14 protein-coding genes and 2 pseudogenes are annotated in these 15,290 nt (G+C 58.8%); 6 read left to right on the top strand and 10 right to left on the bottom strand.

Features of this window, described 5'->3' with window-relative positions; genetic code table 11:
- Positions 1 to 129: 129 nt before the first annotated feature.
- Positions 130 to 651: a hypothetical protein gene (locus tag C2U40_RS26300; RefSeq protein ID WP_146054402.1), complete on the top strand. Its 522-nt coding sequence runs from the start codon at positions 130 to 132 to the stop codon at positions 649 to 651.
- A 292-nt stretch (positions 652 to 943) separates the two neighbouring features.
- Here the strand turns inward: C2U40_RS26300 and C2U40_RS22280 are convergent.
- The 3 genes and pseudogenes from C2U40_RS22280 to C2U40_RS22290 form a co-directional block, all read right to left on the bottom strand.
- Positions 944 to 1,282 (bottom strand): annotated as a pseudogene (locus C2U40_RS22280) (AAA family ATPase); the annotation flags it as partial.
- A gap of 430 nt (positions 1,283 to 1,712) precedes the next feature.
- Entirely contained in the window at positions 1,713 to 2,132 is a 420-nt protein-coding gene (locus C2U40_RS26305; RefSeq protein WP_146054401.1) for a DUF5991 domain-containing protein, read from the bottom strand.
- Positions 2,133 to 2,377: 245 nt separating this feature from the next.
- Positions 2,378 to 2,884, bottom strand: a pseudogene (locus C2U40_RS22290) (AAA family ATPase).
- Positions 2,885 to 3,455: 571 nt separating this feature from the next.
- Between C2U40_RS22290 and C2U40_RS22295 the strand changes: the two are divergent.
- The 3 genes from C2U40_RS22295 (at position 3,456) to C2U40_RS22305 (ending at position 5,093) form a co-directional block, all read left to right on the top strand.
- The gene (locus tag C2U40_RS22295; protein ID WP_103828980.1) at positions 3,456 to 3,836 is read left to right on the top strand and encodes a hypothetical protein; all 381 of its coding nucleotides are present in this window, start codon (positions 3,456 to 3,458) and stop codon (positions 3,834 to 3,836) included.
- Between the two features lie 260 nt (positions 3,837 to 4,096).
- Positions 4,097 to 4,501, top strand: coding sequence for a g-type lysozyme inhibitor (locus tag C2U40_RS22300; RefSeq protein WP_103828979.1), 405 nt, complete (start codon positions 4,097 to 4,099; stop codon positions 4,499 to 4,501).
- A 112-nt stretch (positions 4,502 to 4,613) separates the two neighbouring features.
- Positions 4,614 to 5,093: a DM13 domain-containing protein gene (locus C2U40_RS22305; protein ID WP_103828978.1), complete on the top strand. Its 480-nt coding sequence runs from the start codon at positions 4,614 to 4,616 to the stop codon at positions 5,091 to 5,093.
- An 83-nt stretch (positions 5,094 to 5,176) separates the two neighbouring features.
- On the opposite strand, the gene C2U40_RS22310 is transcribed toward C2U40_RS22305, so the two are convergent.
- Entirely contained in the window at positions 5,177 to 6,718 is a 1,542-nt protein-coding gene (locus C2U40_RS22310) for an ADP-ribosyltransferase (protein WP_103828977.1), read from the bottom strand.
- 198 nt (positions 6,719 to 6,916) lie between these two features.
- On the opposite strand from C2U40_RS22310, the gene C2U40_RS22315 reads away from it, so the two are divergent.
- Together C2U40_RS22315 and C2U40_RS22320 are read left to right on the top strand one after the other, a co-directional pair.
- Positions 6,917 to 7,273, top strand: coding sequence for a CesT family type III secretion system chaperone (locus C2U40_RS22315; RefSeq protein WP_103828976.1), 357 nt, complete (start codon positions 6,917 to 6,919; stop codon positions 7,271 to 7,273).
- Between the two features lie 181 nt (positions 7,274 to 7,454).
- A complete protein-coding gene (locus C2U40_RS22320) occupies positions 7,455 to 8,783 on the top strand; it encodes an IS4 family transposase (protein ID WP_052816382.1) in 1,329 nt (442 codons plus the stop codon).
- A gap of 49 nt (positions 8,784 to 8,832) precedes the next feature.
- Here C2U40_RS22320 and C2U40_RS22325 read toward each other — a convergent pair whose 3' ends face one another.
- The 6 genes from C2U40_RS22325 to norV form a co-directional block, all read right to left on the bottom strand.
- Positions 8,833 to 9,132, bottom strand: a complete 300-nt coding sequence (locus tag C2U40_RS22325; RefSeq protein ID WP_029302610.1) for a hypothetical protein — start codon at positions 9,130 to 9,132, stop codon at positions 8,833 to 8,835.
- Positions 9,133 to 9,298: 166 nt separating this feature from the next.
- Positions 9,299 to 10,525, bottom strand: a complete 1,227-nt coding sequence (locus C2U40_RS22330) for an aromatic amino acid transporter (protein WP_103829284.1) — start codon at positions 10,523 to 10,525, stop codon at positions 9,299 to 9,301.
- A gap of 287 nt (positions 10,526 to 10,812) precedes the next feature.
- Positions 10,813 to 12,030 (bottom strand): 4Fe-4S binding protein, encoded by a 1,218-nt coding sequence (locus C2U40_RS22335; protein WP_103829285.1) that lies wholly within the window; start codon positions 12,028 to 12,030, stop codon positions 10,813 to 10,815.
- Between the two features lie 121 nt (positions 12,031 to 12,151).
- Positions 12,152 to 12,493: a DUF1971 domain-containing protein gene (locus C2U40_RS22340; RefSeq protein ID WP_019840749.1), complete on the bottom strand. Its 342-nt coding sequence runs from the start codon at positions 12,491 to 12,493 to the stop codon at positions 12,152 to 12,154.
- Positions 12,494 to 12,544: 51 nt separating this feature from the next.
- A complete protein-coding gene (norW, locus tag C2U40_RS22345) occupies positions 12,545 to 13,711 on the bottom strand; it encodes an NADH:flavorubredoxin reductase NorW (protein WP_103829286.1) in 1,167 nt (388 codons plus the stop codon).
- On the bottom strand, positions 13,708 to 15,189 hold the full coding sequence (gene norV, locus C2U40_RS22350; RefSeq protein WP_103829287.1) for an anaerobic nitric oxide reductase flavorubredoxin: 1,482 nt from the start codon (positions 15,187 to 15,189) through the stop codon (positions 13,708 to 13,710). Before norV ends, norW begins: the two co-directional genes overlap by 4 nt.
- Positions 15,190 to 15,290: the final 101 nt, after the last annotated feature.

Raw genomic sequence — 15,290 nt, forward strand, 5'->3', positions numbered from 1 at the left:
AAAACAGAATCAAGAGCACATATCACTCAGATAATAACTTAGTTATAGATATATACTAACGAGACCTAAATCACACATTAAATACCACCAAATCATATAATGGTTATCATTTCCCAATAATTTTTCTGTATGAAAAACATACTAATATTTCTTACCTGTATCTTTATGAGTGGATGTGCATCAATCATTTCATCTGTCGGAGATGATTTCTTTCCAGAAAAAACTGAAGGAAAAAGTGAGCAGAATGTTGTCACCATATATACCGAGGATGAAATCCAAGAGTACGATGTAAAACTGTACACTAAGAATAGTGCAATAATTGAAAAACTTAGGTCTGATTCTATTTTCTTTGTAGAAAGAACCTTTGTTGATGAACCAATAAAAATCTTCTCAGCTATAACCAGTGCAATCCCAGCCAATAAAAAAGAACAACAAAAAAACCTGAAATTAAGACATCCAAGAGTAATTCTCCCTGCTGGCGAATTTACTTTGTATGTGGGCTGTCAATACCAAAACTCCGGATACATGTACAGAAGCTATAAGTATATTGATATAAATGCTAGCAAGGGGAGCAAGTACATCGTTTCATGTTATAAACCTTCAGGCTCAATCTCTCCTATAGGGAAACTAACTGAGTTAAAAAGCATCTGATTCTTAATACGCCAAGTATTAATATATAAGGAAGGTGCGAACAAGTTGCTCGCGCCTTCATCATAAGCAATCTCCTCACGTTTGAAATTTTCATAAAGTCTGGAATACTAGGAAATTCTCATGTACAGCTCGTAGGTTCGATTAACCATCAGGCGTAATCAGACGTTCGCGTAAATGGGCTCTACCGCCATATCAGCCACCCGAATTTCTCCTCCGGCTGGCCGCAGCAGACTCGCGGCAATAACCGCAACCAGAGCCTCTCGTTCGTCCGATAACGCTGCGCGAATCGAACCTACGATTCCTGTGCCAACGCGGCGATGATCTGCTCCACGCTCTGGGTGACCGACAGGGTGGCACTATCCAATATCAGACGCTCACTGTCCCAGGGGGGATAGTCGCGTGTGATCACCGCCTGCCAATCCGGCAATGCCAGCCCCTCGATATCCACCGTCCGGTGCTCGACCCGCTCGCGGTGCAGCTTCGGATTGGAGCAGATCACCTCGATATCGAGACAGGGCACTCCGACCGAGAGGGCGATGTCGTGGTAAGCATCCCGGGTGAGCTGGATGGGGTTAACGGAATCTGTGATGACGGTCGAGCCAAGTGCCAGGTTCTCTCTGGCCAGCTCGTAGGTTCGATTAGCCGTCAGGCGTAATCGGACGTTCGCGTAAATAGACTCTCCCGCCATAACCGCCAGCCGAACTTCCCCTCCCGGCTGGCACGCTTTCTCAACGGAACACTGTAAATTAATTCTCAGCCCATCAAAGCATCACTAATCAAGATTTTTATTTTTAGAGCCGGTATATTTAATCAAGCGTACAGTATACTAAAAACAATTAAAGAAAACCCAATGGCAGACTGTATGATAATAATAGTCCAGAATAATTTAGGCTCAGCAGACCTGTAAACATTAATGCGCATCTTAAAGAGAAGCCTTGCTTGGGTTTCTCCATTGTAATACTCCCAAAACGTAAACCATAAATATATCACACCAACAGCCGTCAAAAAATTCATAAAAGCCAACCTTTATGTTACAACAGCAGCTATGCAGATTAGGCAACCTACATTTCATCTTTTATTCTTAAATGAACACCACTGTTTTCATTACTTTGCAAAACAGGCCGCAACATTTTCCAATGAGTAAGAAAAACATTCCCCTTCCGCTCTAATATAAATAACTTATCACCAGGATGGAAATCTCTGGATAAATTAACGCCGTTATATCTCAGAAAGAGAAAAGTGGCTTGATTCCCATCGATCGCAACCTTTCCATCCAAGGAAATCACCGTCATATGACCATTGACCTCCAGATGGGAGATTAAGTTATCACCACCACCTCTATTTACTGTCAGACTGTAATCCCATGCTTGGATATGTTCTGGATCTGCACTTTCATAAAATGAATAATTACCAATCCAATCTTGAGTGGCATGAACAGAGAACACAACCAAACTACTTAACAGCCATATGAAAAATTTCATACATCCCTCCAAAGAGCGGTCAAGTTACTATCTACCGCCCGCCATAACAAGAGCCATATGAACATTGGCGCAGCCTTGCAATAGCAATCTCGATTGATGCAACTTGTCGCCAGGCATAATCGGACATTCGCGTAAATGGGCTCTCCCGCCATAACCGCCAGCCGAATTTCTCCCTCCGGCTGGCCGCAGCAGACTCGCGGCAACAACAGCCTCTCGTCCGTCCGATTAGGCTTCGCTAATCTAACCTACGATTCCTGTGCCAACGCGGCGACAATCTTTTCCACGCTCTGGGTGACCGACAGGGTGGCGCTATTCAGTACCAGACGCTCACTGCCCCAAGGTTGATAGTCGCGATTGATCACCGCCTGCCAATCCGGCAATGCCAGCCCCTCGATATCCACCGTCCGATTTTCGACCCGCTCGCGGTGCAGCTTCGGATTGGATCAGACCACCTCGATATCGAGACAGGGCACCCCGACCGAGCGGGCGATGTCATGGTAAGCATCCCAGGTGAGTGGGATGGGGTTAACGGAATCCGTGATGACGATCGAGTCAAGTGCCAGGTTCTCTCTGGCCAGCCCATAGGCGACGAAATAACCGGCCGGCCCCATCTCGTTATCCACCTGTTCCGCAGCACGAATGGCCTGCTCTATGGCATCAATGCGCAGGTAGACGGCACCCAGCCGCTGGGCCAGGACTCGTGCGATGGTGCTTTTTCCGCTGCCCGGCAAACCACTGAAGATGATCAGCATGTTCCATTCCCGTGATAAAAGAAGACCCAAGCCATAGGGTATCGGATTGCCATCGCGCCCACAGCGTCTGATTCAAAGCTGCACGGGATATGCCCGCCAGCAGGTTCTCCTAATCGACAGCCATAATCGAATACGCGCGAATATTAGCCTGCCTCTCTACCGATCATCCAAATTTATATGCAGGCTGGCTGCTGCTGATGGATAGAAATAACAACAAAAGATATTTTTTACGCTCCGTTTCTTCTTGTTGCGACTCATCAATTAAGCTGTGATTTATGCCAAAACATACCTAAAAATAAATAATGCAGTATTAAGAAAGCATTGTTTTATATACCCAACCATCTTTCTTGCCACCGCAACGATGAAAAATAGTGATATCCAAGCTCCAAAACAAACCATTTAAAATCAACGCCTTATAACTTGATGAAAATTAAAAACCCAAATAATTCACTTGCAAAATAATATATAAAATCAATGTCGGATTTATCAGAATTAAATAGGCATGGTCTTTTTCACCTCTTCATTTTAATTTCCGTCATTCCCCCAAAACACACAAATGGAGATGTGTAGAATGATAATGAAACAGAAGTTCGTTATGTTGGCCGCCTTGTCCACCCTGATGTTATCTACCAGTGCCTTGGCCACTTACCGGGTCGACGTGCAGTGTCTTGATCGGGTCATGTTGACCGATGTGCATGCCGGCTATATCAAATCGGCCAGTGGCGGCCCCGACGCGGGCAATGCGGTGGTGATTTCATGGGAAAAGAATTATGAGCAGGGCAGCACGAGCTTCCATGTCTTCAAAAACCTGAATGATTACCCCGGCAGGGGCATGTTCGAGATGGCCCTGCTGGCGCTGGAGCGCGACCTGCCGGTCAGTGCCTGGGGCAATGACTCCCAATGCTCCGGTGGGATTCATCAGTTGAAGATTACCCGCAGCTTCAACCCCTAATCCTGCCCGCGCACTGATTCGTGCGATAAAGGGAGCGAACACCAAGCCGGGCCAGGCAGCTGTGCCCGGCTTTAACAACCCACGCGACCATCGCTTGCCTTGCGCTGCAACATGCGAGGCTGCGTCGCCACGTATCTCACCTGTTCATACCAACTCGGCCGGGACGATATCTCTGAGCCGGATAGGCAGCCCGCCGATTTGGGCATATCTTGTCGGGGCGGCTCTGCCAGGGTGACAGGGCCCCTTCACGAGGTGCAACGATGAAACGAGCAATCCAGGCCGCCCTGCTGGCCGTCACCATGGCCGCCGGTGCGCAGGCCGCCGACAAGGTCACCACGGTTCCGGTGCAGTTTGCCAAGGGGGCCCACAGCGCCCAGCTCAAGGGTAGCTTCACCGGCTATGACACCATCCATTACACCCTGGTGGCCAAGGCGGGCCAGACCATGACGGTCAAGATCGGCAGCAGCAGCAACGCCAACTTCAATGTCTTCGCCCCCGGCGCCCAACCCGGCCAGGCCGAGGCGATCGGTCGCAACAATGGCGATGGTCAGTGGCAAGGCGCCCTGCCCGCCTCCGGCAAATACCTGATCCAGGTCTATCAGATGCGTGCCTCCGCCCGTCGCGGCGAGCAGGTGCCCCACACCCTGGCAGTCAGCATCCAGTAACCCCCGCCCACGCGATGCCCGTGCCACCACCGTCATGCCCCATCCCGGGGTGGGCATGACGGCAGCCTGCTGGTAGGGTGGTGCCATCAATTAATCAACGACCGAGACAGCCATGCAACGCAACACCCTGGCCCTGCTGCTGGCCAGCCATCTGCTGGTGGGCGCCGCCGGCTTTGCGGCCGGCATCTATGCCCTGCCGATCCTGATCGCCCCACCCGCCCCTGCCAACGAACAGGTTGCCGCCCGGCAGGCTCAGGCCAGCTTTCACGGCACCTTTCGCCGGGATCTGCAAGACAGTGACCGGCTGCACTGGGGCGAAGGGCAGGTCAGCATCGGGCCCGATGCCATCAGCCTGATGGGCAAGCTGGCACCGGGCCCCGACTACCAGCTCTATCTGTCGCCCACCTTCGTCGAGACCGAGGCCGATTTTGCCCGCCTGAAGGAGAAGATGGTGAAAATCGGGCCGGTGAAGACCTTCGACAACTTTATCATCCCCCTCCCTGCCGATGTGAACCCGGCCGACTACGACAGCGTGATTATCTGGTGCGAGACCTTCGGCCAGTTCATCACCGCCGCCCGCTACCGGCAGTAACTCCACAACCGGGCTACTCACCATGTAATAACGGACACCCAGAGGTGTCCGTTATTACATGCAGTTTCCTTGTAGGGAGCCAATTACTCGAGATAACCGGCCTCGACGCCGATATGGGCCAGGGCTGCCAGCTCCAGCGGGGTCAGCTGGCTGACGGAGTCGATCATGGTCGACTCACCGCGTGCTGACTCTGGCAACTGGAGGCGCACCTTCAGCTCGTCGGTCAGGCTGCCCACCAGATTACCCATGCGGGTCAGGCGGGAGACCAGTACGGCTTCCGGGCTGCTCTCGCTGTCGGCAAAGGTCGAGACCTGCGCTACCGCGAAGTCGCAGACGGCCTTGGCTCGATCACCAAAATCCCCCTCCAGCTGTTGCAGCACCTGTCGCGCCGCACTGTCGTCAAGACGAGCCAGCTCCGCCTTCATGTGGCCGGTATCAAAGCGCAGCCTTGCCCCCGCATCGAGTCGATCCTCCGGCTTGCCAGCGGTCTGGTCTGCCCATGCCTGGTCGGTCTGACCGGCAAACTGCATCAGACCGCCCAGCACCAACCGCTGGTTGGGACGCGCCGAGGCGAGACTGTCGAGTGCATTGCCCAGGGAAGCACCATTGGCATCGCTGCCGCCCGCAAGAGAGAGCGCCAATGTACGCAGGATCTGCAGATCACCCCGGGTTTGCAGCTTGGCCATATGGGAGCCATTGATGGAGCCATCGGCAATGTGCTGGTGCAAGGCATTGAGGTCATCACTGCTCAGGGTAACCTCGGTCGAAGCCTGATCCCGCAGCAGGTAGCTGGCCTGGTAGCTGATGAGCTCCAGCGCCTGCTTGTAACCGGTGACCTCGGTCTGGCGTGCCATGGCGACGGTGTCACGGGCGGCAGGCTTGGCCTCCCCATGTGGAGCCGCCACAACCTCGGCATTGGTGGTGGCCGGCAGCAGTTCGCCGGCGACCTCGGCTTTGACCGCGCGCTGCAAGTCGGCCACTTCCGCCATCACGGCGTGTAGCTGGCTTATCGCCTCCTGCAACAGTTCAGGAGTGGCGCTGGCGAGCAACTCCGTTACCTTGCCGCCCACCGTGCCCCACTGCTGGAGCGGGATACCGGCGATGGGACGTTCAAGCAACCCGGCCGCCAAGGTTTGGTTCTCCTGCCGCATGGAGCCATCCTTGATCCCGTTCAGTGAGGTTGCCAGCGAGCGCAGGGCGCCATTGCCGGTCGCCAGCCGGGCATGTTCCTGCCCCAACTGCTGTGCATCTATGTTATTGAGCTCGCTCGCCTTATCGAGGCCACCCAGGGTAAAGGGCAGCGCCTTTTGCAGCTGCAGACGCTTTTGGTCGGCCAGGGAGAGATTGTCTACCGGCGGTGCGGAGCGGGCGGGCACTGCGGGGCGAGCCCCCAGCAGATTGCCGATCCACTCTTTCAGTGCCACAAACGGACGGGCCAACTGGGCTCCCAAACGGGACAGCAGCCCCTCTCCTTTTTGCGGTTCACTGCGGCTGCCCAGCTGAAGGGCATCCTGACTGGTGGCAACCTGACGAGCATCCAGCTGGCCGAACTTGCCAATCCCGGCCGCAGCATCACTGTGCTGGGCGACGGCCTGCAGGCCGCCAGTATGTGTTTGAATCTGCATAGTGTTTATCTTCTCGTGATGTTTCGCGCTCAGTCTAGGAGAGGCAATGGAGGCGGACTATCGCGATTGGTCGGGATTTTTGCACTGAATGCGACACACCATCCAACTGGCCGGAAAGCTAAAAAAACAGAGCCACCATTAACAGTGCCGTCAGCGGTGAGCTGCTCTAATTGCACCATCACCAATTTGGAGCCCTCGATGAACTCTCTTTATCACGCCGCCCTCCACCAGCTGTTTCTTTCCCTCTCTCTCCCCATACCAGCACAGGAAGAGAGCGTCACCAGCCTGCAGATCGGCGAGCAAACCTACCACCTGACCGAACACCCGGCCAACTACCTGCTGATGTTTACCCGCCTGGAAGCTGCCACCAGCGCACAAGCCGCAGCGCAGAACCTGTTCAGCCAGGACCCCTGCAAACCGGTTCTGGCATTCGATCCGGATAGCCTGACTCCAGTACTCTGGAGCCGTCAGCCACTGCAACAGCTCGATCGCGGCCAGATCCATCATCAGCTGGAACAGCTGGTACACGCCGCCAGCGAGATTGGCGCGATCTGACTCGCCCGCAGCAGAGCCGTATGACCGACTGCTGACCACGCCACCCGCAGCCCGCTCGGGATGCGGTTGCTAGCCAATAAAAAAGGCGCCATCAGGCTAATGCCGATCAGTTAAGGATCCATTGACCGATCCTCAGGCTGTGTAAGAATCCGAAACTCCTTGTTGGGTTTCGGATTTTTTTATGCGTATCGACCAAGCTCTCGACTTCATTCACGCCTGTCCTCCCGGAAAGTTTGAGTCCCTGTCTGACCTGCTGTCACCTGAACTGGTGCAGGCTTGCTTGGCCGAGACGGGCTCCGTCTCCTTGCGCCGACGGCGCATGCCCATGGAGCGGGTGCTATGGGCCATTATCGGGATGTCCTTGTTTCGTCATGTCCCTATGGCCCAGCTGGCCAACCAGCTCGATATCCTGTTACCCGGCGACCGGCCGTTTGTCGTCCCCAGCGCCTTCATCCAGGCGCGCCAAAAACTGGCTGACCAAGCCGTTCGACAGGTGTTCCAGCAGACCGCCACACTCTGGCATCAGCAGTGTCAGCACCCCACCTGGGCCGGCTTGCAGCTGCTGGCCGTGGACGGGGTGGTCTGGCGCACGCCCGATACTCCGGACAATGCCGGCGCCTTTGCCAAGTCGAAAACCGTCCAGGGGGAGACGCAATATCCCCAGGTCCGCATGTTGTGTCAGATGGAGCTGACCAGTCATCTGCTGACCCAGACAGTGATGGACTCCTGTGCGGTAAACGAGATGGTGTTGGCAGAGCAACTGATTGAAAAAACACCCGATAATAGCCTGACCCTGTTCGATAAGGGCTTCTACTCACTGGGGTTACTCCATGCCTGGCAACGCCAGGGCGTAGCGCGTCACTGGCTTATTCCGCTGAAAAAGGGGGCTCAATACGAGGTCATCCGCAAGCTGGGGCGGCAGGATGTGCTGGTACGCCTCAGAGCCAGTCCGCAGGCCAAGAAGAAGTGGAGCGAGTTGCCGGAGCAGTTCGAAGCCCGGCTGCTGACCCGGACGGTAAACGGCAAGGAGCGGCAGGTGCTGACCTCGCTCACCGACCCGCTGCGCTTCCCGGCCAGCGAGTTGATGGAGCTATACCAGAATCGCTGGGAAATCGAGCTGGGCTATCGGGAGATGAAACATAGCCTGCAACAGCACCGGCTGACGCTGCGCAGCAAGAAACCCGATGGAGTAAGGCAGGAGCTATGGGGCTTGGTATTGGCCTATAACCTACTGAGATATCAGATGGTTAGGATGGCGGCGAGCTTAAAGGGCTATACGGCCAGCCAGTTGAGCTTTCACATGGCATCGGTGTATCTGCTGCATGAACTCAGTTGCCTGCCGTTTGTGTCACCGGGCATGGTTCCAGGGCGTGTCGCTGAGTTGGACAAACAGGCAGAGCAGTTCAAGTTACCCGCCCGCCGAGAACGAAGTTACCCAAGGTGCATCAAAGCCAAACCACAGAAGTATGCGACGAGAAAACCTAGTAAAAACAATGCCAGTCAGGCTTAACTGACTGGCATTACGCCATCAGGCGCCTTTTTGTACTCAACCAGACCACTCAGCTCGGTGGGAAGTGGCCACCTATGCTGATCACCTTGACCTGCTGCAGGGTGCTGTTGATGGTAAAAGCGACCCTGTGCTCCTGGCTGAGGCGGATCGTGTAGATCCCTTTATTCTTGCCGCTCAACTGCTCGTAGTGCATGTCGCCTACTTTGTCGGCGGCGTTCTTGGGATCGGTACCGCGCACTATCTCCCGGCGCCACTCATGGTACTTGCTCATGGCCGACGCCGTCACGGCCACGTGCTTGTCCTTGTTGTAGAGGATGCGGGGTTGCGAATCATCGATAGTCCATGCCATAGCTAGCTCCTATTTTGGCTCCAAAGAGAACCAAACTATAGTGCACACCATCCCACTGGCGAGTCCGAACGGCACCAACCTGTCTGCCTGCGTCACAATTTTGAACGCAAAACGGCGCCATCAGGCGCCGTTTTTTGTCGCAGTCTGCCGGGGCAGGCCGGGGTTATCAGCCGGTGTAGACAGGCAGTAGACCAGCCATGTTGAGCAGGTGGAATGCCGCAGTCAGTACCCCGAACAGGAAGACGCCGGCGATCATCGGCATGCCGCCCGGTGCCCGGAAGCCCTCCTGTTTGTCACCTTGCTTGCCCTTGCCGGCGCGCACCTTCCAGGCCAGCAGGGCCGGGATGATGCAGGTCCACAGGGTGGCCACGGCGCCGGCGTAGCCGATGGCCATCAGGAAGCCGAACGGGAACAGCAGGGAGAGCAGCAGCGGCGGCAGGAAGGTGGCCGCCCACGACTTGGCGCGGCCGCCTCGGCCGTTGTCGAACTTGAACAGATCCGCCAGATAGTCGAACACCCCCAGCCCCACCCCGATGAAGGAGGAGAGGATGGCAGCCATGGAGAAGAGGTTGAGGGCGCTGGCGACCGCCTCGGATTCGATCACCGAGGCCAGCGCCTTGAGCAGCACGTCGACGTTGCCGCCCTGGGCCACCACGGGGCCGAACTCGCTGCGCGGCAGGTTGCCGAACACGCTCACCAGCCAGATGAGGTAGAACAGCAGCGCGATGGCGGTGCCGCCGAGGATGGCGTAACGGGCGCGGCGCTCCTCACCGTAGTAGGCGCGCATGGACGACACCGAGTGGTGATAACCAAACGAGGTGAGCGCCACCGGCAGCATGGCCAGCGCATAGGGGGCATAGCTGGCGTGCTCGCTCAGGGTATCGAACAGCAGGGTCGGCTTGATGTTGAGCGACAGGCCCGAGATGCCGAACACGAAGCTCAGCCCCATGGCGATGACCAGCACTACTGAGATGCGATCCACCGCTCGAGTGGAATGCCACACCAGGCCGGAGAAGCCCAGGGTAAACAGGACTGAGCCCAACTGGCTGCCGATGCCGGTCATGCCGTCGATGATGAGGCCGGCCGAGGTGATGTAGGCGTAGAGCAGGATGCCGCCGACGAAATAGACGGTGAGGTTGTTGAGGGCGTTGAGCTTCTCCCCCAGCAGTTCGCGGGTAACGGTATCGAACGACACGCGCAGCGGATAGCCCTGATAGGACTCCAGCAGCATCCAGCCGGAGACCGTCATCACGATCATGGTCAGGGTGATGGCCAGCACCGACCAGATGGTCCAGGCGCCCGCCCCCGCACTCGGCAAGCCCAGCATGCCGGCCCCTACACAGACGCCGGCAATGATGCATGCCCCGCCCACCAACGATGGTTTCTGTCCCATTTACTTCTCCAAAGACGATTGTGGATCTGATCGCGACCGCGGACCGTTGCATGTGCTACGCCGGTTGTCATGGTAGATCGCGCTCATCTAGGTGCCGGCGCCCGGCGCTGGCTGCTTCGCAAGGGAAGCAAGGTGCGCTCAAGGCGGGCTGCCGGCCCGACACGGCAGCAGGGCCGCCTGTCGGGGAAGGGACTTTACCCTGCTACCCCTCAGGTATCAAATGCGGGTGCATGTTCAGGAAGCCCAACGAGCCCTTCGCAGACAGCCTGCAACTGGCTCCTTGTGACTCAATGAGTGAGTTGCGGCAGCAGTTGCAGCAGGTGGGCGCGATCTGCCAGCGGCGTCTGGCTGACCCAGATACCCAGCAGGCCGTAAGCGAGCAGCGGCAGCACCAACAGCAACAGGCAGAGCAGCCCCAGCAGCTGGCGAGGCGCGAGCCGGTGCCCCTGCGTGCCCAAGTGCAGGGCATCGGCCCGCTTGGGGCAGGCGGCCACGCAGCTCAGGCAGCTGGTGCACTCGAGACTGCGCACCGCGATGAGCTGGTGCACCTGGATGCGCGACGGGCAGGCCCGGCTGCACTTGTCGCAGTCGTGGCCCGCGCTGCGCAGGCAACGGGCCGGGTCACGGCGAATGCGCAGTGGGGTCAGCAGGCCGAGCAGGGCCAGCCAAGCGCCATAGGGGCAGAGATAGCGGCAGAACCCTTGCCGGAAGGTGGCGGTGAGCAGCAGCACCCAGCCAAGGCACAGACCCGAGATCAGGGTCAGGTTGAAGAAAAAGGCCCCCATCTTCATGTCCGCCGCCTGATGGTAGGGGCTGGTGAAGTAGCCGGGCAGGGCGGCGCTTGGCACCGCGATCAGCACGATAAACAGCAGGAACGCGAGCACCAGAAACTTCTGGCCACGCAACACGACATCGAGCCAGCGCGGCGGCGTCCACTCCCCCGCCAGCCATCGGCTGCGCAGGCCGTGCAGCCACTCACCCACCAGCCCGAGCGGGCAGAACCAGGCGCAGAACGCCCGCCCCAGCAGCAGGGCCGACAGCGAGAGCACCAGCACCGTGATGGTGGCCGCCGGATGGTGCGGATCCACCAGCCCCTGTCCGAGCCAGGCCCGCAGCCCGAGCCCGCCGGCGATGGGCAGGAAGCCGTCCACCACGTCAGGGCGTACCAGCCAGGGGCTCATCCCCTGCCCCAGCTGCCAGACATGCAGGCCGTACTGCAGCGTCACCAACCCCCAGCAGAGCAACAGCAGCTGGCGTGTGCGTGCCCGCAGCCACTGGCTGTCGAGCGCCTCGAGGGCGGGCAGCGGCCGCCGCTGGTGCCAGAGGGCAAGCACGCCGGCCACCAGCCCGACGCCGAGCCAGAGCAGGCTGTCCGCCGCCAGCAGCCAGAGCATGAGCAGCAGGCCGAAGGCAAGACGCCACTGCCAGCCCGATCGCGCCTGCCACGCCAGCAGCACCAGATAGGCCAGGCCGGCGGCCATGGTCACGGCTTCGATCACGCTCATGTTTCCCTCACTGCCTCATCCACAACTAGCGGCAAGGATAACGGACATCTGAATTGATTATTTTGATCTGCATGGGCAGAGGGGGACATTTGCGCCCAATGTCCCTCCCCATGGTTGAACCTTATGCCTTGCGGCTGTTGAACAGCGGCTGGTCGGATTCGGCCTGCTCGGCCCAGAAGTGGATGTTGAAGCGGGCATCCTCCGACAGCTCGACTCTGTGCCAGTACTGGGGCGGGCTGGTGGCAAACTCCCCGGCCCGGATCACCAGGCTCACCTCCGGTTCCTCGGCCTGCTCGTCGGCAAAGCCGTGATAGGTGACGGTGCCCTCCATCACGCAGAGCTGGCCGAACACCCCGGCCGCGGTGTTGTGGTGGGTGAGCAGGGCCTGGGGCACATTCTGGCGGGTGAAGAAGGGGGTGGAGCGGCGCACCACCCAGTGAGACGGTATCAGTTGCATGGCCATATCAGTTCTCCTCGAGTGGCCGGGTCGACCCGGCCGGTGCAATGAAAGGGGTTAACGGGGCAGCTGACGCAGCAGCGGGAAGGCGGCGCTCATCTGGTCGCCCCCCACCACGAAGCCACACAGCTCGCCGGCTTGGTCGCGCGCCTCGGCCACCATGCCGTGGCTGTTCCAGCGGCACTGCCAGGCGAGATCCTCGCCCTGGGTGCGGCCGGCCAATTGCAGCGGGTAGCGCGGCGTCTTCACCTTCACCAGCATGGGCGGCAGGGCCAGCGGGGTCGGCGTGCCGAGCAGGGTACGCGCCAGCGCATTGGCCCCCAGCACTATGGGTTGCAGGAAGGGGAGCAACTGGCCCTGCCACTGCACGCAATCCCCCAGCGCGAAGATGTGGGGATCGCTGGTCTGCAGCCGATGGTCGACCAGGATGCCGCGCTCCACTGCCAGCCCGGCCCCGCTGGCCAGGGCCAGATTCGGCCGCAGGCCGATCGCGGCGATCACCAGATCCTGCTCGCTGACGCGCCCGTCACTCAGGGTGACGCGCCAGCCATCGCCCGGCTGGGCATCTATCCTGGCAAGACCTGTCCCGAACTGCAGGCTGACCCCCTGGCTGCGCAGCGCCTGTTGCAGCGGCTGGGTCAGGGTGGCGGGCAGCAGGGCGCTGAGCGGGCTGTCGGCCAGATCCAGCAGGGTGACCTCACGGCCATCGCTCGCCATGTCCATCGCCAGCTCGCAGCCGATGAGGCCGGCCCCCAGCACCAGGATGCGGCGAGCCTGCTGGATTGCCCCCTCGGCGGCGGCATACTCCTGCTGGCTGTTGAGGGTGACCAGGTGTTCGCTGCCCGGCAGCTCGGGGCGTACCGCACTGGCGCCGGTGGCCAGCACCAGCTGGCCATAGGGGAATTCCCCCTGCTCGGTCAGCACCAACCGCCGGGCTGGGTCGATGCCGAGCACCGGGCAGTGGGGCAACAGCGCAATGCGCTGCTGCTCGGCAAAGTCGCTGCCACTCTGGCGGGTCATGGCTGCGGCGGCGCAGCCCCGGCTCACCACGTGGCTCAAGTCGGGCTTGTTGTACTCGTTGCCGTTGTCGGCGGTGATGAGGCGGATGGGCTGCTCGGCGTCCAGCTTGCGCAGGCTCTTGACCAGCTGCTGGGCGGCGAAGCCGCTGCCGATCACCACTATCTCCCGGCTGATGCCGGCGTCACTCTGCGTTGTTGTGCTCATACACAGGCCTCCACGGCGCAGGGTTCGAATACCTCCTTGCCGATGCCGCAGCCGGGGCAGAGGAAGCTGTCAGGTATCTGGGCCCAGGGGGTACCCGGCGCCACCAGCTGATCCGGCTCGCCTTGGGCCGGGTCGTAGACCCACTGGCAGACGGTGCAGAGCATGGCCTGGTCGTCATCCCATTCGGCGGCAGCCGGAGTGGCTTGCCGAGCCTTGGCTGGCACAGATACTGGCGTCACGGTTGCCTGGGTTGTGGTGATCGGGCGGGGCGCCTCCAGCGGGTGCAGCGCCCATTGGCGGGCGAGTTGGCGACCGTGCTCGCGGCACTCGGCCAGCGCCAAGCCATCCGGCCGCCACTTGGCCTTGAGGGAGATGCTGATGTCAAAACCCGCATCCATCAGGCGAGTCTGGATCCGGTCCACCGCGCCGCCGGTCCAGCCGTAGCTGCCAAAGGCCGAGGCACGCTTGTTGCGAAAACGCAGGCCGGTGATCTCTTCGAGCATGCCCGCCACCTTGGGCATCATGACGTTGTTCATGGTGGAGGAGCCCACCAGTATCCCCTTGGAACGGAACACCTGGGTCAGGATCTCGTTCTTGTCGTGGCGGGCCACGTTGTAAATCTTCACCGCCACGCCGGGGTCCACCTCGTGGATGCCCTGGGCGATGGCGTCGGCCATCATGCGGGTGTTGTTAGACATGGAGTCGTAGAACAAGGTAATGCGGTCTTCCTGATAGTGGTCGGCCCACTCCAGGTATTTCAGGATGATCTGGGTGGGGTCCTCGCGCCAGACGATGCCGTGGGAGGTGGCCACCATGCTCACCGGCAGGTTGAAGCCGAGCACTTCCTTGATCTTGGCGGTCACCAGCGGGCTGAAGGGGGTGAGGATGTTGGCGTAGTAACGCTGGCACTGCTCCATCAGCTCGGTCTGATCCACCTCGTCGTTGAACAGGTGCTCGTCGCAGTAGTGCTGGCCGAAGGCGTCGTTGGAGAACAGCACCGCGTCCTCGGTCATATAGGTCATCATGCTGTCGGGCCAGTGCAGCATGGGGGTCTCGATGAACACCAGCTGCTTGCCGTTGCCGATGTCCAGGCTGTCACCGGTCTTGACCGGGTGGAAGTTCCACTCCGGGTGGTGATGATGGCCGGTGATGGAGTCGATGGCGTTGTGGGTGCAGTAGATGGGGATGCCGGGGATACGGGCCATCAACTCGGTCAGGGCGCCGGCGTGATCCTCTTCGGCGTGGTTGATCACCACAAAGTCGATGAGGCTGAGATCGATCTCGGCCGCCAGGTTCTGCACGAACTCGCGGCTGAACTTGTGATCGACGGTGTCGATCAGCACGTTCTTCCCTTCGCGGATGAGATAGCTGTTGTAGCTGGTGCCCTTGTGGGTTTTGTACTCGGTACCGTGGAAGTCGCGTACCTCCCAGTCCCGTTGGCCGACCCAGTGGATGTTGTTCTTGACGTGAATGCTCATCAGGCAGTTCCTCGGATGCAATAGTGTATGTTCGACTGAACCAGCTATTGCAGCAGACGTGCCAATATGTAACTTGTTGTTTTTAATAGGTACACATATCT

Origin of the sequence: Aeromonas sp. ASNIH4 (assembly GCF_002934425.1) — a bacterium.
In the GTDB taxonomy this organism is placed as follows: Bacteria; Pseudomonadota; Gammaproteobacteria; order Enterobacterales; family Aeromonadaceae; genus Aeromonas; species Aeromonas hydrophila.